This window comes from Ruegeria sp. HKCCD6647-2, assembly GCF_057221075.1.
In genome coordinates this window covers 742,496-762,584 of record NZ_JBWVBD010000001.1, presented here as the reverse complement: position 1 = coordinate 762,584, position 20,089 = coordinate 742,496, and the positions used below count along the sequence as shown (strand labels likewise).

Below are 20,089 nucleotides of genomic sequence, written 5' to 3'. Positions count from 1 at the left end.
CTTACACTGTCCTGCCTGATGGCGATCAGCGCGCGCGCAGACAGCCTCGCCAGTTTCCTGCCCGATTTGAACCCCGCCGATCTGGCACCAGGAGCCGACGCTTTTGGCCCGGTGCGCGATGACGTCAAGGTCGCCCCTGTACTGAAGGGTGGCGAGACGATGGCCTGGGCTTTCTTGACGTCTGATTTCGTAGGCACGACCGGTTATTCCGGTAAACCCATTCATGTAGTCGCAGCCATTGATGACGATGCGGTGTTGACCGGCGTTCAGTTGGTCAAACACTCGGAACCCATTGTCCTGATCGGTATCCCCAACTCGCGTATGGTTGAGCTGACCGAAGGCTATGCCGGCCTCGACCTCAAGCGTGAGGCGGAAACCGGCGGTGAGGGGCATGACCTCGACATCATCTCGGGCGCGACGGTGACGATCATGGTGATCGATGACAGCCTCGTGCGCGGCGGTATCAAGGTCGCGCGCGCGCTTGGTCTGGGTGGACTGTCTCCGGTACAGGCTGACGGGCCGAAGCGCGAAGTAGATATGGCTCAGGACGCCATTTATGACTGGACCACCCTGTCCGGAGACGGCTCGGTCCGGCGTCTGACGCTGGATATCGGACAGGTCAACGCGGCCTTCGAGGCCACCGGTGATCAACGTGCTATCAGACGCCCTGAACCGGGCGAACCGGATGACACTTTCATCGACATGCACATGGCATTGGTGTCAGTTCCTTCTATCGGGAAATCCCTTCTGGGCGCGGCCGAGTACCGGAACCTGACCGACTGGCTGGACGAAGGCGAACAGGCCATTCTGGTTCTGGGTCGCGGGGCTTACAGCTTCAAGGGTTCAGGTTATGTACGCGGCGGGATCTTCGACCGAATTCAGCTGATCCAGGGGGACAGCTCGGTTCGTTTCTTTGACCGCCAGCAACGCCGCGTCGGCGAGGTCGCCGCACCCGACGCGCCGAGTTTCACCGAGCTGGACATCTTCAAAATCCCGGCCGATGCCGAGTTCGACCCTGCCGAGCCCTTCCGTCTGCAACTGTTGGTTCAACGCGCTGTCGGCGCGGTCGAGAAAACTTTTCTGACATTCGATCTGGGCTACAAACTGCCAGAGCAATACTTGCTGCCTGTTGCGGCCCCCACGGTGGTTGACGATGCCACCGGCGAAGCCGCTGCCAAGGCCGCACTTTGGAAACGCATCTGGAAGGACCGCACTGTCGAGATCGCCGGACTGGGTGTCATGCTTCTGGTGCTGACAGCAACCTTTTTCTTCCAGTTCCACGCGACGATGAACGCGCGGGTCTTCTACTGGTTCCGCATCGGATACCTGACGCTGACCCTGTTCTTCATCGGGTGGTACGCAAATGCTCAACTGAGCGTCGTCAACCTGATGGCGCTGGCCGGAAGCCTGCGGACGGGCTTCTCGTGGGATGCGTTCCTGCTGGATCCACTGGTCTTCATCCAATGGTTCGCGGTGGCCGCCGCGCTGCTGTTCTGGGGGCGCGGTGCCTATTGCGGCTGGCTGTGCCCGTTTGGTGCCCTGCAGGAGCTGACCAACAAGATCGCGCGTGCGCTGAAGGTGCCGCAATGGACCCTGCCCTGGGGGCTGAACGAGCGCCTCTGGCCCGCGAAATACATGATCTTCCTCGGGTTGTTCGGCCTCAGCTTCGTGTCGATCCCATTGGCCGAGACCTATGCCGAGATCGAGCCGTTCAAAACCGCGATCATCCTGAAATTCATGCGCGACTGGCCGTTTGTGGTCTTTGCGCTGGCCCTGCTGGTGATCGGCCTGTTCATTGAACGGTTCTATTGCCGCTATCTCTGCCCACTGGGCGGAGCGCTGGCTATCCCCGCCCGAATTCGCATGTTCGACTGGCTTCGCCGCTACAAGGATTGTGGTGCCCCCTGTCAGACCTGCGCCAACGAATGCCCCGTTCAAGCGATCCACCCGACTGGAGAGATCAACCCGAACGAGTGCGTCACCTGCCTGCATTGTCAGGTGCTCTACCAGTCCGAGACGAAATGTCCCGTCGTTATCCGCCAGTTGAAACGGCGGGCCAAGACAGGGTCGGTCCAGATGAAGACCCCTCTCGGACAACCACCGGCGAACCATCCGAACGCCAAACCGCAAACCGCTTCCTAAAAAGGAGGAACGATCATGTCGGAACACGATAAGAAACTGAACATCACGCGTCGCGGGATGCTGGGGGCTACTGCCACCGGCGCCGTGATTGCCGGGACCGGTCTGGGCTCGACGCTGATGACCGCGCGCGAAGCCAGCGCCGCCGCCAATGCTCATCTGGAACCCGGTGAGCTGGACGAATACTACGGCTTCTGGTCCTCGGGTCAGACGGGTGAGCTGCGCATTCTGGGCGTACCGTCCATGCGCGAGCTGATGCGCGTGCCTGTGTTTAACCGCTGCTCGGCCACCGGTTGGGGTCAGACCAACGAGTCGCTGAAAGTGCTGACCGAAGGCCTGCTGCCGGAAACCAAGGAATACCTGGCCGCAAACGGCAAGGTCACCTATGACAACGGCGACCTGCACCACCCGCATATGTCCTTCACCGATGGCACCTATGACGGCCGCTATCTGTTCATGAACGACAAGGCCAACACTCGCGTGGCCCGTGTGCGCTGCGACGTGATGAAATGCGACAAGATCATCGAGATCCCGAACGCGCATGACATCCACGGTCTGCGCCCGCAGAAATACCCGCGCACCGGCTACATCTTCGCCAATGGTGAGCACGAAGCACCGCTGGTCAATGATGGCGAAATCCTCGACGATCCGTCGCAATACGTGAACATCTTCACTGCTATCGATGGCGACACGATGGAGATCGCATGGCAGGTGATGGTGTCGGGCAACCTCGACAACACCGATTGCGACTATCAGGGCAAATACGCCTTCTCGACCTCGTACAACTCGGAAATGGGTATGAACCTGGCCGAGATGACCGAGAACGAGCTTGACCACGTTGTCGTGTTCAACCTGAAAGCCATCGAAGAGGCTGTTGCCGCCGGGAACTATCAGGAACTGAACGGTGTCAAGGTCGTGGATGGTCGCAAAGAGGCCGGCGGTAACCTGACCCGTTACATCCCGATCCCGAACTCTCCGCACGGTGTGAACGCCGCACCCGACAAGAAACACATCATGATCAACGGGAAACTGTCGCCGACCGTCTCCGTGATCGATGTGGAAAAAGTCGACGCGCTGTTCTCGGACAACGCCGATCCGCGTTCGGCCATCGTCGCCGAGCCGCAGCTGGGCCTTGGTCCGCTTCACACCGCGTTCGACGGCAAGGGCAACGCCTTTACCACCCTGTTCCTGGACAGCCAGGTGGTGAAGTGGAACATTGCCAAAGCCATCGAAGCCTATGCCGGTGCGGACGTCGATCCGATCGTCGACAAGGTGGACGTGCATTACCAGCCCGGTCACAACTCGACCTCGATGGGCGAAACTGCCGAAGCTGACGGCAAGTGGCTGATTTCGATGAACAAGTTCTCGAAAGACCGCTTCCTGAACGTGGGTCCGCTGAAGCCTGAAAACGAGCAGCTGATCGACATCTCGGGCGACAAGATGAAGGTGGTTCATGACGGACCGACCTTTGCCGAGCCTCACGACTCGATCCTTGTTCACCGCTCCAAGGTGAACCCGGTCAATGTCTGGGATCGCAACGACCCGATGTGGGAAGATGCACGCCAGCAGGCGGCTGCCGACGGTGTCGATCTGGAAGAAGGCGCCGAGGAGCCCATCCGTGACGGCAACAAGGTCCGTGTCTATATGACCTCGACCGCACCTGTCTTCAGCATGGAGAAGTTCACCGTCAAGCAGGGTGACGAGGTGACCATCTATGTCACTAACCTCGACGACGTGGACGACGTGACCCACGGGCTGTGCCTGTCGAACTTCGGCATCGCGATGGAGATTGCACCGCAGGCAACCGCCTCGGTCACGTTCATCGCCGACCGTCCGGGCGTTCACTGGTTCTATTGCCAGTGGTTCTGCCACGCGCTGCACATGGAAATGCGCGGCCGGATGTTTGTTGAGCCGCGGAGCGCATAAGATGCGTTGGTCCCTGCTCATACCGCTCCTGCTCGGCTCGCCCCTTTGGGCGGCGGATTGGGATGTGCCCAACCGGGCGGGGGCCATCAACGAGATACTGGCACAGGCGGCGGATGGGGACACCCTCCGCCTGAGCTCCGGTGTTTACACCGAACAACTGGTTCTGGACCGGCCCGTCACGATTGATGGGCTGGGACAGGCCACAATTGACGGCCAAGGCAAAGGCAGCGTCATCACAGTAACCGGGCCGGGTGTGACCGTGCGCGGGCTGACGGTGATTGGTTCCGGCTCTGACCACGACGGGATCGACAGCGGCATCCAACTGACCAAGACGGCCAAAGCGCCGGTGGTCGAGGATAACGTGCTGCTGGGCAATCTCTATGGCATCGACATCCACGGTGCCAAGGACAGTATCGTGCGCGGCAATCGGATCGAAGGACGGCAGGACCGGCGGATGAACGACCGCGGCAACGGCGTCTATGTCTGGAACGCGCCGGGTGCGGTGGTTGAAAACAACGACATCCGCTATGGCCGTGACGGGATCTTTGTGAACTCGTCCAAAAAGAACACCTTCACCGGCAACCTGTTCCGCGATCTGCGTTTCGCAGTGCACTACATGTATGCCGATGACTCGGTTGTCAGCGACAACGTCTCGATCGGCAATGATCTGGGCTATGCGGTGATGTTCACGACCAATGTGACCGTGGCCAACAATGTCTCGATCGGTGACCGCGAACATGGCGTGATGCTGAACTACGCCAATAAGAGTGTGATTTCCGGAAACGTCGTGAAGGGCGCGAAGGAAAAATGCACCTTCCTCTATAACTCGAACAAGAACGAGTTCACCGATAACTGGTTCCAGGGGTGTGGTATCGGCATCCACTTTACCGCCGGCTCCGAGCGAAACCGCATCGTCGGCAACGCTTTTGTCGGCAACCGGACGCAGGTAAAATACGTCTCGACCAAATGGGTCGAGTGGTCAGAAGACGGTCGCGGGAATTATTGGTCCGATTTCGCCGCCTATGATGTGGATGGCAACGGCATCGCCGACGCCCCATATCGCCCCAACGACTCGATGGACCATGTGCTGTGGACCCAACCCTCAGCCAAATTGCTGCTCGGCTCACCTGCCGTACAGCTGGTGCGCTGGTCGCAATCGGCCTTCCCGGCGCTGCTGCCGGGGGGCGTGATGGACAGCAACCCATTGATGCAAGCCCCTGAACCCCCAGCTATGAAAAAGGTGCCTCATGACGGATAAGGCCCTAATTATCGACCATGTCAGCAAGGACCGGGGAAAAACCCGCGTTCTTGACGATATCACCCTTTCTCTTGCCCCCGGCCAGCGCGTCGCGCTGTTGGGCCATAACGGCGCGGGCAAGTCGACACTGATCAAGTCCATTCTCGGCCTGACGCCGATCCACGGCGGAACCATCCGGATCGGCCAAGCCACACCCGGCAGCGCGCAAGCGCGGCGGGAAACGGCGTACCTGCCCGAGGCGGTCTCGTTCCACCCTGCCCTGACCGGACGGGAACAACTGACCCTGTTCGCCCAGCTGTCTGGTGAGAAAGCCGACGTACCCGGCCTGCTGGAGCGTGTCGGCCTCAGCGACGCGCTGGACCGTCGCATCGGAGCCTATTCCAAAGGGATGCGGCAACGCTTGGGCCTGGCGCAGGTTCTTCTAGGCCAGCCGCAAGTCGCGCTGCTGGATGAGCCGACAAGCGGGTTGGACCCGATCTCGCGGCAGGATCTCTATGCCATTATCGACGAACTGGCTGCACAAGGCACTGCCGTCCTGATCGCTTCTCATGCGCTGACCGAGGTCGAGGCGCGCACCGATCGCTTTGCGATAATGCGTAAGGGCCGGATGGTCGCCGACGACACGTTGAACAATCTTTCAGCCTTGGCAGGCCTGCCGATCCGCCTGCGGGTGCGGGCCAGTACCAACCCCGATGCTGTTGCCGCGGAATTGGGCGGCAACCGGATCAACGGTGCCTCAGTCGAACTGCTCTGTGCACCCGCTGAAAAGATGGAGGCCCTGCGCCAGATCGCAGGGATGGGGGACGCCGTGGCGGATGTTGAGATGACTCCGCCCAAGCTGGAAGACCTCTATCGCCATTACGCACAGGAGGATTTGCAATGACCCGCTTCCTCGCCATTACCCGCACCGAGATGCTGATCCTGCGCCGCAACCGCTGGTTGCTGGTGGCAACGCTGATCATGGTGCTGTTCGCACTGGCCCTAACCTTTGCGGGCAGCGCGCCGACCGGCACGCTGGGCGTCGATATGCTGACTGTCTCGGTCGCGTCGATGACCACGCTGTCGGTTTATCTTGCGCCGCTCTTGGCGCTGATGATTTCCTTCGACGCAATCGCGGGCGACGTGGACCGGGGCAGCCTGTCGCTGCTGCTGTCCTACCCCGCCGGACGCGGAGAAATCCTGTTGGGTAAATTCACCGCCCACCTTGCGGCATTGGCTTTTGCCATGACCGTCGGTTTCGGAACCGCAGGCGCGGTGGCCGCCTTTTTTGGCGGCGCGGGTCCGGAAAGCCTGATGGCTCTGGCGCGCCTGATCCTAACATCCATCCTGCTGGGCGCCGTGTTTCTGGCGCTGGGCTACCTGCTGTCTGCCCTGGCAAGGGGCGCCACGGCAGCGGCAGGTCTGTCGGCCGGGCTCTGGCTGGTTTTTGTCGTCCTCTATGATCTGGGCCTGTTGGGGGCCGTCGTCATGGACAAGGGCGGCACCTTCACTCAATCCGTCTTTCCTTGGGTGATGGTAGCCAACCCGGCCGACGCATTCCGTCTTTGGAACATCGCCGCGACGGAAGGCGTGGCGATGGCGTCCGGCATGACCGGAGCTGCACAAGCCCTGCCCGCATGGGCCGCGCCCGCATCCCTGCTGATCTGGCCGGTTATGGGATTCTTCCTCGCCCGCGCCGCATTCCGGAGGGTCGAGCCATGAAACGCCTGGTTCTGATCGCGCTGGTCGCCTTGACGGCTTGCAAAGAGGAACAGGCCGCCGCACCTGATCCAGTTGATCTGACGCCAGATGCGCTGAGCTATTTCTGTCAGATGAACATCGCCGAACATGGCGGACCCAAAGGACAAATACATCTTGAGGGCTACCCCACGCCACTGTTCTTTGCACAGGTCCGCGATATGGTGGCTTATCTCAAAAGCCCGGAACGGGACGCAAAGATTACGGCAGTGTACGTAAGCGATATGGGCGTTGCGCCAAACTGGCGTCAGCCCGGTATTTCCAACTGGATTGCGGCGGATGACGCCACATTTGTGGTCGGTGCAAACGTCGCCGGCGGTATGGGTGCGCGAGAGGTCGTGCCCTTTGCCGACCCTGCGGAAGCCGACGCGTTTATCGCCCAATTCGGAGGCTCCCCTTTGCCTCTGACTGACATTCCGGATACCGAAGTTCTGGGCCCCGTCGATCTGGATCTGAAATTGGAGACGCCAGCATGACCCACCTGTCCCGCCGCCGGTTTCTGACCATCTCGGCAGCCTGCGCCGCACTTCCGTCAGGCGCAATGGCCGCACCTGTTGCACGTTGGCGCGGCACGGCACTGGGGGCGCCGGCCAGCCTGAGGCTGGAAGGTTTGACCAACGCGCAAGCTGCCCCGATTTTTGCGGCCGTCGAAGCGGAAGTGACCCGGTTGGAAAACATCTTCAGCCTTTACCGGCCCGCTTCAGAGTTAAGTCGCCTGAACCGAAACGGCATCTTGGCCGCCCCTGCCCCCGAGTTGCTGAATGTGCTTAGCCTGTGCTCGGCTCTGCACGAGGCAACGAATGGCGCGTTCGACCCCAGCATCCAGCCCCTTTGGGTTGCACTGGCAACCGGTGCCGACAGAACTGCGGTCCAGTCCGCTCGCAACAATGTGGGTTGGGAAAAGGTCTCCGTCAGAACGGACGCTATCCAATTGCCCCGACCGGGTCAGTCGGCCCTGACCCTTAACGGGATTGCTCAGGGCGCGATAACGGACCGAATTGCGGCATTGCTTGCCTTATACGAACTGCGTGATGTCTTGGTAGATTTGGGAGAAATCGTTGCCAACGGTCAGCGCAGCGATGGGCAACACTGGCGTGTAGGCGTGACTGGCCCTGAAGGCTCGGTCCTGAGGCGTATCTCGCTTCGGGACAGGGCCATAGCAACCTCGGATGCGCACAGCCTTATGTTGACGGACCAGTCCGGACATATCCTTCATCCGAAGGGGCACCCGCTGCACAACCAGCTTCTATCTGTCTCGGCACCGACCGCAGCGCTTGCAGACGGTCTTTCGACCGCCCTTTGCATGCTGCCGGAAGCGCAACAGGTATCGGCCCTTCGAAAATTCGAAGGAGCCGATATTGAGTTGCGCATCTGATCCCTGAAGACGCCAATACAAGAGGAATTTCGACTGATCTGGTGACGTCCGATGCAGCAATCTTGATAACTGCAGAAACACGGCAACGCCCAGCGGAACCTGTTATGAAACGAGGTGCTCACTTCATAACTGAGCACTCTGTTCTCAGCTTTGCGACAGATAAGGTGATTTTCCGGTTCCGACGCCGGGACGCTTGTTGTTCAAGGGACATTCAGCTCCGGCGACCCGAATACGACAACCTGCAATACTAGTTTGCGCGACGCAGCGCGCCTACGATTTCTAAGCAAAGGGAAACGAGGGTCATCCAGCTTGTATGGCGGAGAGACAGGGATTCGAACCCTGGAGACGGTTTCCCGCCTACACACTTTCCAGGCGTGCGCCTTCGACCACTCGGCCACCTCTCCGTGCCGGGGATATTTGGACCAATGAAACCGGATTTGCAAGGCCCGATTGCAATGAAATGAAACGCCTTTGGCAAAATCCCGGATAGCGGATTTCGCAGCTGTTTGTCAGCCATTCATGTGGCTTCCGACAAGACGCCCGACACAACACCGATTTGCTTTGCCGGATCACATTTCGTCGCCGTCACTTGCATCTAGATCTGCTTCGGTCAGATCAACGGGCTTCGATTGGGTTGTGGTTTCGCGACGATCTGGCGCCGATTGAACCGGGGGTTCTGTCGCCTCCTCCGAGTTGCGCAGCACTTCGGCATTTCGTAACCAGATATCGCGTTGGGCGAATGGAATCTCGATACCTTCCTCGACGAATCGTCGGTTGATCTCGTGGTTCATGTCCGACTTTGTACTCAGCACCCAATTCACATCGCGCAGGATGGCCCTGATTTCAAAATCCAGTGAATCCGCGCCAAAACCCTGAAACACGACACTGGGTGCGGGATTGGCCAACACCATGGGATGGGCATTCGCGATCTCACTCAGAATGGTTTCGACCTTGCGCGTGTCCGTGCCGTAGGCCACCCCGACCGGAACGATCACCCGCCCGATTGTGTTGCCGCGGGTATAGTTCGTGACCACACCGCTGATCAGGTCGGAATTCGGTACAATCACGTCTGTCCGGTCAAATGTCTCGATCCGCGTGGACCGAACCGAGATATCGCGGACATAGCCCATCATTCCGTTGACATCTATCCAGTCACCTTTGGAAATCGGGCGCTCGACCAGCAGGATGATGCCGGACACAAAGTTCGAAACGATGGTCTGCAATCCAAAGCCGATACCGACGGACAAAGCGCCCGCAACTATCGCCAGCGACGAAAGATCAAACCCGGCCACCATGATGGCGGCCAGGGCGGCCAGAAAAATTCCGACATAGCCGGTACCCGCAACGATGGCATTCTGGCCTCCGGGATCAATGCTGGTCTTCGGGAGGAGAGAGTTGCGAAGTCCACCCTGCAGCAAGCGCGTCAACGTATAGCCGATGACAAAGACAGCGACGAAAACCAAGAAGTTGCTTGGAGAGATCGTCACACCACCGATGTCGAACCCCTGTAGCAAGCGCGACCAGGCTTCGAGCAGATCCGTCTCGCGCGCGCCCCAGTAAATCGCCAGGATGGGCAGCGCAACAATCGCCAGAGCGAAGCCCACCAGAACAGAAAACAGCGAATCCCAGACGGCCTCACCCTGCCCGGTAATCCACCCGTAAACCTGAGTGATGAAGCGTTGAAAGATTACCAGCGCGCCAATGAGAACAAGCGTTTTGACAGTGGGGAACACGATAGCTTCGGCTGCGTTCGTGTAGCCAAAAACGGCCAGAATCGGCGACGCAATACCGAGGAAGAACAGGGCGCGCCGTAAAAACTCGACAAGCTGGCTGAAACCTGCCGCGCGTGTTGAAACGGCTTGATCGGGCTTGTCTTGCTGACTTTCGTTTGTCCGGACGTGGCGCACCCGCAGCAGCAGAAGCGCCGTAGCGACGATTATCGGGAAACTGACGACGGCGCGTGTTGCATTCGAGATGTTTTCGATCTGCTCGAACAGGATAGCCAACTCGTGCAGGATCAGCATCACCGCCAGAAAGTCGATATATACGCGCAGCTCTTTAATTTTAGAGGCGGACAGGCGCTTGAAGCCCTGGGACTCACCGATGAGGTAAACCTGACGGCCGATCCAGTCGTAAAAAATGACGATAGCGGCCCAGTATGGAACTTTCTCCAAAAGCAAAGTGCCGCGAAGCCCCAGAACCCCGGTGAGGCTAATTGCAACAACAGCTGCCAATACACCCAACCACGGCAGGATGATCCGAAACAAAGAGATCACGAAGGTCCAGACACCGGTGCCAGAGCCACCCAAGCGACGAAGATAAACGCCGCCCTTTTCCGACCAATGTCTGCCAAAGATCAGCAATACAGCCGAAATGCCCAATAGAACGAATATTCCAAGACCGCGTTCGCGGAACTGTTCCCGAGCAACGTCCGTGCGAAAGTTCTCTACGGTTTCATTGACCAGGCTACGTACTGCTTCCTTCACATCCACCCATGCCGGTCCCCAATATGCAGGGTTGATCGGCGAAGGGCCTCTTTCCAACAGCTCTTTCGTCTGGCGCTGCCGAATGATCTGATCGATCTCGCTGATAAGGCCATTGGCGCGGCTATAGGCCTCTTCAGAAATGATGCGTGGGACGCGCAGGCTGTTTAACTGTTCCTCAAGGTGCTTGCGGATATTGGCGATGTCTTCCGGTTCGGTTGCATCGCCTTCGGGGGCTGGACCCAAAGCCTTGATCTGGCTTTCCAGAGTTTGAATTCGGTCCGTGTTCGCCCCGCGAGCTCTGTTGAAGTCTTCGCGGTAAACATTTATTTCCGAACGTAAATTTTCCAAAGCGGCATTCGAGGCCCGATTGGCCTCGATCACGCTTTCTGCACGGTCCGCTGTGCTGATCCATCCCTTGTAGTATTCACTTTGCCGATCCGTCAGCTGGGCAGAGGCCACTCCACCCAGCCCGAACAGGCAAAACGTCAGCAGGATCAGGAACAGGCGGACCTGTCGCAACATCACACGTCCTCGAACACGCCGGGGATGCTGCGGGGGGCTTCCGTCATCCAGTCGGGCACCGGAAGCTCTTTTTCACGCAGAAATTCCGGATTGAACAGCTTGGACTGGTAGCGGGTGCCATAATCGCAAAGGATCGTCACGATCGTATGGCCCGGCCCCAGATCCTTGGCCAGACGCACCGCGCCTGCCATATTGATCGCAGTCGATCCGCCCATGACCAGTCCTTCTTCGCGCAGCAGGTCAAAGATGTAGGGCAGCGCCTCGTTATCGGTCATCTGGTACGAGAAATCCGGTTTGAACCCTTCCAGGTTTTTGGTGATCCTGACCTGGCCGATGCCTTCGGCGATCGAGCTGCCTTCCATCGCGATCTCACCGGTGGTGTAGTAAGAATATAGACCAGCTCCCATTGGATCGACCAGCGCGATCTTGACGCCCTTGGGCTGCAGAGCGTCGGCCACACCGGCCAACGTGCCGCCGGACCCGACCGCGCTGACAAAACCGTCGACCTTACCGCCCGTCTGCTCCCAGATTTCAGGGCCTGTGGTTTCCACATGCGACTGACGGTTGGCGACATTATCGAACTGGTTCGCCCAGATGGCGCCGTTGGGTTCGGTCTGGGCCAACTCCTCGGCCAGACGCCGGGAATAATGCACAAAGTTGTTGGGGTTGCGATACGGTGCAGCAGGCACCTGCACCAGCTGAGCGCCAGCCAGCCGCAGCATGTCTTTCTTTTCTTCCGACTGGGTTTCCGGGATCACGATCACCGTCTTGAACCCCATCGACGCGCCGACCAGCGCCAGGCCGATGCCAGTATTACCTGCCGTGCCTTCGACAATAGTGCCGCCCGGTTTCAGATCGCCGCGCGCGACGGCGTCGCGGATGATGTACAGTGCCGCGCGGTCCTTGACGGACTGGCCCGGATTCATGAACTCGGCCTTACCAAGTATCTCGCACCCGGTTTCCTCGCTGATGCGGCGCAGTCGGATCAGGGGTGTTTTGCCAACTGCGTCGGCCAGGTCTCGTGCAATGCGCATGGCGCCCTCTTGTCGTTTGGTATCATGGAAGATTTACAGCCGCGATTGCGCGACCACAAGCGGGATAGTCAGGCGCGCAGGCGCTGTCGGTTGCGGTCCAACCAATTCGCTAGCGTCAGCAATGGCAAGTCCTTGAAAACATGACGGTCTACCATGTCCATAAATTCCGCAAAGGGCAGGATCTGGCTGCGGATATCCTCGCCTTCCGTGTCCAGACCGCCCGTGTTGGTGGTTTCAGTCAAATCGCCTAATCCGACATAGAGGTAAAGATAACCTGTGGAAGACCCGCTGGAATTGTAGGCCCCTCCTACATGTTCAAGCACGTTCAGGCTGACGCCAGCCTCTTCCATCACCTCACGATGCACGGTCTGTTCGGGCAACTCTCCGGGGTCAATCATCCCGGCAATCGCTTCCCACATCCATGGTTCCGGATCGTCGATCAAAAAGACCGGAGGTCGGAATTGTTCAACAATCAATACCGTGTCACGCACCGGATCGTAGGGCAGAACTGCGATCGCGCTGCCTTGCATCAAGCTTCCACGATGAAGTACCGGCCCCATTGATCCGTCATATTGCCGATGCTGAAGGTCGATTTCCTCCATACCGAAGTAATTGACGTAGGCCCTTGCGTGGCGATGCACGATCACGTCTTCACTGATTTCCCGCGGATCATCCGTTCTGCGTTTCCGCGCCATAAGCTTGGACCAGGCGCGGGTCTGAATTGCCCGTGTACTGCGCGTCAGGGATTGAGGGTCAATGCGACCGAAATACGCCATCTCCTCTTCGGCAGCCAATGAGATTATCGCACCCCAACGCTCGGCCCAGTCGGACAAAGACCATTGGGCACCTGGCTGCCATTTTCCCGGCTCAGGGAAAAATACCAACGCCTGGGCCGTTGTCCCGTTTGCCAGACTGACCTTTTGATCCTGAAGGCCATAGTCAAATCCGCCCTCGTAAAAAGCCAGACGATCCAGATCGGCGGATGAGAGATCCTGCACCAGAATACCTTCGGCTGTGCCACCCGGCTCGGGCAGGATCATCGGGAAGATCTGATCGCGTACCGAGCGAACTGAATGGTCGGCCAGTGTTGCATTGGAAACCGGCAGCGCGTCCGCGCCACGACCAAGCACGCGTTCCAGCAAGGGAACATGTCGCAATGTTCCGTAAAAAAACAGATCGGGCAAAGCTTTGGGCCTCGTTTTTTGGAATGTGGGTTTATCGCCAGCGGCGCCACGCTTCTTCGGTCATCAACCCGGCGACAAGCGCGCCAACGGCAAGTGTCCAGAGAATTTCCGGCGCCAGCAACTGCTGGCCAAATCCTACGCCGAGTTTGAAGATGGCAAGAATAGCCTCGAACGGGCCGTCAAACCGGTTACGCATGGCCATTCGGAACATCTCATACGTGCCCTGAACGAACAGGCCCCAGAACACCAGCGCGGCAATCCCCGTCAGCCCGTTGTTGATGGCAGCCGTCCAGCCCCGGCCCGCCCTTTTGCCCATCACAACCCAACCGCAGGCAAGACCCAGCCCCATGTTCACAAAGGTGAAATAGCCGTAATCCTTGCCCGGCTCGCCATTGTCGATGACCATGCCGGACACGATGAACCCCACCACCATCAGGCAAACAGAGGCAACAAGGCGTGTGGCAGTAGGCATGCGTGAATTCCGTTCTTCAACTCGGTTTTGCTATTGTGATCTGTGTCACATCGCAATTGCCCGTGTCAAAGGCTGCGCCACAAGCGGTCAAATAATAATTCCACATGCGGCGAAAACGCTCATCAAAGCCCAATTCGGCAATCTGGTCCCACTTGTCATTAAACGTGTCGTACCAGCGGCTGAGGGTTAGGTCATAGCTTTTGCCGAATTCCTTTGATCGTACGATATTCAGACCGGCTTGAGTAATATGCTCTTTCAGGACCGTGGGGGCCGGTAACATCCCGCCCGGGAAGATATATTTCTGAATGAAATCAACACCGTTCTTGTAGACGTCCCAACGGCGATCAGCGACGGTAATGATCTGCAACGTCGCCTGCGCTCCGGGCTTCAACCGGTCACGTACCGTTTCGAAATAGGCAGGCCAGTATTTCTGACCGACTGCTTCAAACATCTCGATCGAGGCGATGCCGTCATATTGGCCCCGTTCATCCCGATAGTCCTGAAGCTTGAACTCGACCTGACTAGATAATCCTGCTTTTTCAATACGTTCCTGCGCGAACCTCAACTGCTCTCTGCTGATGGTTAACCCAGTAACACGCAATCCGCGTTCCTTGGCGGCGTATTCCGCGAAGCCACCCCAACCGCAACCGATTTCCAGAACGTGGTCGCCGGGCTTGGCCCCCATCTCATCGATCAGGCTGGCGTATTTCGCTGTCTGAGCGTTTTCCAGGCTTTCCTGCCCCGTATCAAAGATGGCGCTGGAATAGGTCATGGTGTCATCCAGCCACAGCCCATAGAACTCGTTGCCCAGATCATAATGGTACGAGATGTTCTTTTTCGCCTGGGTCCGGCTGTTACGATGCAGCCAAAAGCGCAGCCGCTCATAAGCCCGCACCAGAAAGCGCCCGGTAAAGTCGTCATAGACCGCGTCCGTGCCGCGATGAACGAGATCCATGAAAGCCCGCAGATCCGGAGTGCTCCATTCGCCTTCAAGATATGCGTCCGAAAAGCCCAGCTCGCCCTCGCGGATCAATCGGGCGAACACTTCGGGGTCGTGAATGTCGACGCGTGCCACCGGTCCCGGACTGCCCGTTTCAATCCTGAAGACCCGGCCATCCGGCAAAGCGATATCCAAACGCCCCGCATCCATACGGGTCAGCATTTTGTACACTTGTGCGAAATATCTGGGCAGGTCGTCCTGCCCGTCCGTGGTTGTCAGAACCATCCGCTCTCCCCTTTGCGGCTCGGTGATAAGGCTAAGACGGGATTTTGTTTCTGGCAAGTTTTCAGTTCCTTACTGGTATTTCTTGCTCTGATAGAAGCTCAGAGCGCGCTGCCGGCCTTCTGCCAGATCGACCACCGGATGGGGGTATTCATCCGTGTGTCTCATTCCCCATGACCGCGGAACAGCGTCGAAATAAGCCAAGGCAGTATCCGGCGGATTTTTCTGACCTTCAGCAATCCAGCGCCGCAGGTAGGTGGATTGCGGATCGAACTTTACTCTTTGAGCCTCGGGGTTGAATATCCGAAAGAACGGGGCTGCATCAGGCCCCGACCCGGCGACCCACTGCCAACCCATCGCATTCGCCGCCGGATCCCAGTCAATCAGGCATTCGGCGAACCAGTCCATTCCGATCCGCCAATGCGTCATCAGATGCTTGGTCAGATAGCTGGCCACAACCATGCGCGCACGGTTGTGCATACGTCCGGTCACGTACATCTGGCGCAACCCTGCATCGACCAGCGGCACGCCGGTCCTCGCTTGGCGCCATGCCTTCGCTTCGGGCGAATCGGGATCGGTCTGCCACGGAAAACTGTCCCAATCCTGTTTCCAGTTGTCCGAAAGGATGTGAGGCCAGTTGTACATCAGGTGATAAGCGAATTCGCGCCAGACAAGCTGGCGCAAATACGCTTCGGCACCGGTCGTGCCCAGATTGGCGGCGATCTGAACCCTGTGCCAGACCGTTCGCGGCCCGATTTCACCCAGGGACAAATACTCCGAAAGGCTCGAAGTCCCCTCGACATCCAAACGGTCCCTTCGGTCGGGATAGCCATCTATGCGTTCCAGAAAGTGTTCTAGTTGATCCTGCGCCGCCCCCTCTCCGGCGCGAACAGACGGGCGGACCACCAAACCGCCGCGCTGCATGCCACGGCCCAGAGCCCAGGATTTGAGTGTGTCGGAACTCGGCCAGTGAGACGGGACCATTAGCTTGGCCGGCGATGGTGATGGCGATGGAATGCTCAGGTGCCTGACGGCGCGCCACATGGGCGTGAATACGCGAAAGGGCTGTCCCGCCTTGGTCGCAACCTCCCACGGTTCGAACAGCAGATGACCGGCAAATGACTTGGCCTGAATACCTTGCTCGGTCAGCGCCGATTTGACTCGCCGATCCCTCTGGATCGACATCGGATCGTACGCGCGGGACCAAAAGACAGCGCGTGCTCCGGATTCCGCAATCAGGTCTCGCAACACGGTAAGCGGATCACCACGACGAAGGATCAGGCGACTGCCAAGATGCTCCAGTGTTTTACCGAAGGCTTCCAGCCCCAACCCAAGCCGCCATTTCGGTGCGCTGCCCAGATTTTGCGCCAGATCGTCCAGAATAAAAACCGGTAGCACCGGAAAGCCAGAGCGAACGGCCGCGTCCAATGCCGGATGATCAGACAGGCGAAAATCGCGCCTGAACCACAAAATGATCGGAGATTGATCGACTGCCATTGTGCCCCGCCGCTTTTAGAAAGTTACGAGGCAAAGGAAAAACCGGATCACAAAACGCGATCAAGTGCCTCTAACAACTGATCGATTTCCTGTTGGGAGGTATAGTGCGTGAAACTGAGCCGCAGGACCCCCTGTTCCGGATCCACCCCCATGGCGTGCAACGGGCGAACGGCATAGAAATCCCCGCCACCGGCCATGATACCGAATTTGGCCAGTTCGGCCGCCACGGGCTCGGCGGGTCCGGTCAGGGCCAACGCGACCGTCGGCGCACGCTTGGCAGCATCCGAAGGCCCAATAAGACGCACTGCATTTCGGTCTTTGACCGCGTCCAAAAGCGGTTGCAACAAGGCCATTTCCTGCTTTCGCATCAGATCGTGGACAAAGGTTCCACGCGCAGCGGCGCCGTCCTCGGGGCCGCCGTGATGGTCATTCAACAGCTCGACATAGTCTGCCATCCCTGCGCAGGCCGCGATTTGCGCATGATCAGGACCGGCGGGTGTGAAACGTTTATACAAAACGTTCGCGTTGAAATAATGAGCCTGATTGGGCAGCATCTCCCCCAAAGCGCGACGGATGACCATACATCCCTGATGCGGGCCATAGGTTTTGTAAGCTGAGAACAGGTAAATATCAGGTCCAAGATCGCCGACATTTGGAAATCCGTGCGGCGCATAAGACACGCCATCAACGCATACAAACGCACCGGCCGCATGTGCAATCGCCGTGATCTCGGTCACCGGATTGATTTCCGCCACGACGTTCGAGCAATGCGGGAAGCACACCAGACGAACCCGTTCATCAAGCAGGTTCTCAAGATCTTCCGGGTTCAGGCTGCCTGTTTCTGGGTCAAGCTGCCATTCGCGAATCTCGATGCCGTCTTCAGCCAGACGCCGCCACGGACCGGAATTCGCTTCGTGGTCCTGATTTGTGACGACAATCGCATCGCCCGGCTGCATCCATTGGCGAAAGGCTTGCGCCAGCACATAGGTATTTTGCGTGGTTGACGGACCGAAGCTCAGCTCGTCGCTATCCACACCAAGAAGTGCTGCCAATCGCGCGCGCGCTTCGTCCATTTCCTGCCCGCCCAATCGGCTTGCCTCGTAAGGTGCGTAAGGCTGCACTTTGCGTTGCGTGTAGAATCGGGAGAACCTGTCGAGGACCGGTTTACAAGTATATGATCCGCCAGCGTTTTCGAAAAACGCCTGCCCCTGCAGGCTGGGTTCGGAAAAAGCGGGAAACTGCGCCCGTACAAAATCAATATCCAGACTGCTCATCGCACCGATCTCCTTGCATTTTCCGGGCGTTTTCTTGCCGGCAGTAAGCAGCGCTGATCCCTCAGCGTCAAGCCGGATCGATAAGGTGCCGTTTGTCAAAAGCTGGTCGCTGTTTTGAGGTTCCTGACACGATGACAAAAAAGGCCCCGGGCATAACCCGGAGCCTTTCGCGTCTATTTTCAGGGTCTGTCAGCGCCGACGTCGTTCATTGGCAAGCCCGATGAACAGAGACACACACATGAGCAACAGGACGATTGCAAACGGGAAGCCTGTTGCAATGGCGGCCGCCTGCAGCGCGCCAAGACCACCGCCAAGCAGCAACACCACGGCGATCGCACCTTCCAGAATGCACCAGAAGACCCGCTGCGCCGTCGGTGCGTCGGTCTTGCCACCGGCCGTGATCGTGTCGATGACCAGCGAGCCGGAATCCGAGCTGGTAACAAAGAACACGACGACCAGAATAATGCCGACAAAGGACAACAGCGACGTCATCGGGAATTGCTCGAACATTGCGAACATTTTCAGCTCCAGCGCGGCATCCGACAAGGTCTGACCCGACCCGGACATGACCTGATCCAACGCGGCGCCACCAAAGACGCTCATCCACAGCGCGCCGACGACGGTCGGGATCAGGATGACGCAGGTCACGAATTCGCGAACAGTCCGGCCGCGCGAGATGCGGGCGATGAACATGCCGACAAAAGGTGACCAGGAAATCCACCAGGCCCAGTAGAACGTGGTCCAGCCTTGCAGGAAGTTGGTGTCTTCACGGCCTATCCAGTTCGACAGCGCAGGCAATGCGACGACATATTCGATCATGCTGTCGACGAATCCCGTCAGGATTGCCAGCGTCGGGCCAACAATCAGAACCAACAGCAGCAGAGCGGCCGCAAGGATCATGTTCGCCTCGGATAGGCGCTTAACACCTTTGTCCAGACCTGCCACGACCGAAACCAGAGCGAAGACCGTGATAAGACCGATCAACAGCACCTTCATACCGTCCGAAATCGGCACGCCAAACAGGTAGTTCAGACCAGCCAGCGCCTGTGTCGCCCCCAGCCCCAGCGAAGTTGCAAGACCGAAGATGGTCGCAAAAACCGCCAGGACGTCAACGATATGCCCCAGAGGGCCCCAGGTTGCCTCGCCAAAAATCGGGTAGAACACTGACCGCATGGTCAGCGGCAGACCGCGATTGAAACTGAAGAACGCCAAAGCCAGCGCAACCACCGCATAAACCGCCCAGGGATGCATGCCCCAATGGAAAATGGTGGCGGCCATCGCCAGCTTTCTGGATGCTTCCGGATCTTCAAGCCCGGCGCCCAACGGGGCCCAGTCGGTGCGCACACCGTCTTCGCCCACGGCAACACCGCCCAGCGATGAACCGTAGTGCGAAATCGGTTCCGCCACGCCCCAGAAGACCAGACCGATCCCCATACCCGCGGCAAACAGCATCGAGAACCAGCCCGCGTAGCTGTAGTCGGGCTTGGCGTCATCGCCACCAAGACGGATCGAGCCATATGGCGTGACGATCAGCAGAAGCGAAAACACCACAAAGATGTTTGCGGCGATCATGAATACCCAGTCGAAATTGCTGGTGAGTGCCGGGCGGAGCCAACCAAAGAACTCGGTCGCCTGCTCGCGAAAGACGAGCGAGAAGAAGACGAACGCAATGATGGTTAGCCCGGAAACGGCGAAGACCGGATTGTGGACATCCAGACCCATGATCTGAACATTGTCCTGACCGACCTCGTAGTCGGGTTCCAAGTTTTCGGACATTATTTCCCTCCTAAATGTCGTGGGCCAGTCATCGGGGAATGACGGCAAACTCGGCACTGAGGATGAGACTGTCCGGTCGCTGAAAACGACATTTTGGGATTTTTTGATCCAAAAACGACCCACAAAAAACGACACGACGGCACCGTTTTTGCGACGCCGTCTGGTTATTCGCGGGTTGGCACGCGTA

15 protein-coding genes and 1 tRNA gene are annotated in these 20,089 nt (G+C 58.5%); 7 read left to right on the top strand and 9 right to left on the bottom strand.

Going from position 1 to position 20,089, the window contains the following annotated elements; genetic code table 11:
- The first annotated feature begins 18 nt into the window (after positions 1 to 18).
- From AC2TDJ_RS03620 to AC2TDJ_RS03590, 7 genes are read left to right on the top strand one after another with little or no spacing between them, the layout of a single operon-like run.
- On the top strand, positions 19 to 2,142 hold the full coding sequence (locus tag AC2TDJ_RS03620; protein ID WP_480840212.1) for a 4Fe-4S binding protein: 2,124 nt from the start codon (positions 19 to 21) through the stop codon (positions 2,140 to 2,142).
- Positions 2,143 to 2,157: 15 nt separating this feature from the next.
- Positions 2,158 to 4,065, top strand: a complete 1,908-nt coding sequence (gene nosZ / locus AC2TDJ_RS03615) for a TAT-dependent nitrous-oxide reductase (RefSeq protein WP_480839322.1) — start codon at positions 2,158 to 2,160, stop codon at positions 4,063 to 4,065.
- A gap of 1 nt (position 4,066) precedes the next feature.
- The gene (locus tag AC2TDJ_RS03610) at positions 4,067 to 5,323 is read left to right on the top strand and encodes a nitrous oxide reductase family maturation protein NosD (RefSeq protein WP_480839320.1); all 1,257 of its coding nucleotides are present in this window, start codon (positions 4,067 to 4,069) and stop codon (positions 5,321 to 5,323) included.
- Positions 5,313 to 6,206 carry an ABC transporter ATP-binding protein gene (locus tag AC2TDJ_RS03605; RefSeq protein WP_480839318.1) on the top strand — a complete coding sequence of 298 codons (894 nt, stop codon included), beginning with the start codon at positions 5,313 to 5,315 and terminating at the stop codon, positions 6,204 to 6,206. Before AC2TDJ_RS03610 ends, AC2TDJ_RS03605 begins: the two co-directional genes overlap by 11 nt.
- The gene (locus AC2TDJ_RS03600; RefSeq protein ID WP_480839316.1) at positions 6,203 to 7,024 is read left to right on the top strand and encodes an ABC transporter permease; all 822 of its coding nucleotides are present in this window, start codon (positions 6,203 to 6,205) and stop codon (positions 7,022 to 7,024) included. Before AC2TDJ_RS03605 ends, AC2TDJ_RS03600 begins: the two co-directional genes overlap by 4 nt.
- Complete coding sequence (locus tag AC2TDJ_RS03595) at positions 7,021 to 7,536, top strand: nitrous oxide reductase accessory protein NosL (RefSeq protein ID WP_480839314.1); 516 nt, start codon at positions 7,021 to 7,023, stop codon at positions 7,534 to 7,536. Before AC2TDJ_RS03600 ends, AC2TDJ_RS03595 begins: the two co-directional genes overlap by 4 nt.
- Positions 7,533 to 8,435: an FAD:protein FMN transferase gene (locus tag AC2TDJ_RS03590; protein WP_480839312.1), complete on the top strand. Its 903-nt coding sequence runs from the start codon at positions 7,533 to 7,535 to the stop codon at positions 8,433 to 8,435. Before AC2TDJ_RS03595 ends, AC2TDJ_RS03590 begins: the two co-directional genes overlap by 4 nt.
- Positions 8,436 to 8,749: 314 nt before the next feature.
- On the opposite strand, the gene AC2TDJ_RS03585 is transcribed toward AC2TDJ_RS03590, so the two are convergent.
- The 9 genes from AC2TDJ_RS03585 to AC2TDJ_RS03545 all read right to left on the bottom strand — a co-directional run bounded on the left by AC2TDJ_RS03585 (position 8,750) and on the right by AC2TDJ_RS03545 (position 19,902).
- Positions 8,750 to 8,839: transfer RNA gene (locus tag AC2TDJ_RS03585), tRNA-Ser, on the bottom strand.
- Positions 8,840 to 9,004: 165 nt separating this feature from the next.
- Complete coding sequence (locus AC2TDJ_RS03580) at positions 9,005 to 11,443, bottom strand: DUF3772 domain-containing protein (RefSeq protein ID WP_480839310.1); 2,439 nt, start codon at positions 11,441 to 11,443, stop codon at positions 9,005 to 9,007.
- Positions 11,443 to 12,477: a cysteine synthase A gene (locus tag AC2TDJ_RS03575; RefSeq protein ID WP_480839308.1), complete on the bottom strand. Its 1,035-nt coding sequence runs from the start codon at positions 12,475 to 12,477 to the stop codon at positions 11,443 to 11,445. The genes AC2TDJ_RS03580 and AC2TDJ_RS03575 overlap by 1 nt, the downstream gene beginning before the upstream one ends.
- 68 nt (positions 12,478 to 12,545) lie before the next feature.
- On the bottom strand, positions 12,546 to 13,661 hold the full coding sequence (locus AC2TDJ_RS03570) for an NUDIX domain-containing protein (RefSeq protein ID WP_480839306.1): 1,116 nt from the start codon (positions 13,659 to 13,661) through the stop codon (positions 12,546 to 12,548).
- A 31-nt stretch (positions 13,662 to 13,692) separates the two neighbouring features.
- Positions 13,693 to 14,133: a TrgA family protein gene (locus AC2TDJ_RS03565; protein WP_480839304.1), complete on the bottom strand. Its 441-nt coding sequence runs from the start codon at positions 14,131 to 14,133 to the stop codon at positions 13,693 to 13,695.
- A gap of 16 nt (positions 14,134 to 14,149) precedes the next feature.
- Positions 14,150 to 15,358 (bottom strand): class I SAM-dependent methyltransferase, encoded by a 1,209-nt coding sequence (locus AC2TDJ_RS03560; RefSeq protein WP_480839302.1) that lies wholly within the window; start codon positions 15,356 to 15,358, stop codon positions 14,150 to 14,152.
- A gap of 69 nt (positions 15,359 to 15,427) precedes the next feature.
- A complete protein-coding gene (locus AC2TDJ_RS03555) occupies positions 15,428 to 16,852 on the bottom strand; it encodes a cryptochrome/photolyase family protein (RefSeq protein ID WP_480839300.1) in 1,425 nt (474 codons plus the stop codon).
- Between the two features lie 47 nt (positions 16,853 to 16,899).
- Positions 16,900 to 18,126, bottom strand: coding sequence for an aminotransferase class V-fold PLP-dependent enzyme (locus AC2TDJ_RS03550; RefSeq protein WP_480839298.1), 1,227 nt, complete (start codon positions 18,124 to 18,126; stop codon positions 16,900 to 16,902).
- A gap of 189 nt (positions 18,127 to 18,315) precedes the next feature.
- Positions 18,316 to 19,902 carry a BCCT family transporter gene (locus tag AC2TDJ_RS03545; RefSeq protein ID WP_480839296.1) on the bottom strand — a complete coding sequence of 529 codons (1,587 nt, stop codon included), beginning with the start codon at positions 19,900 to 19,902 and terminating at the stop codon, positions 18,316 to 18,318.
- Positions 19,903 to 20,089: the final 187 nt, after the last annotated feature.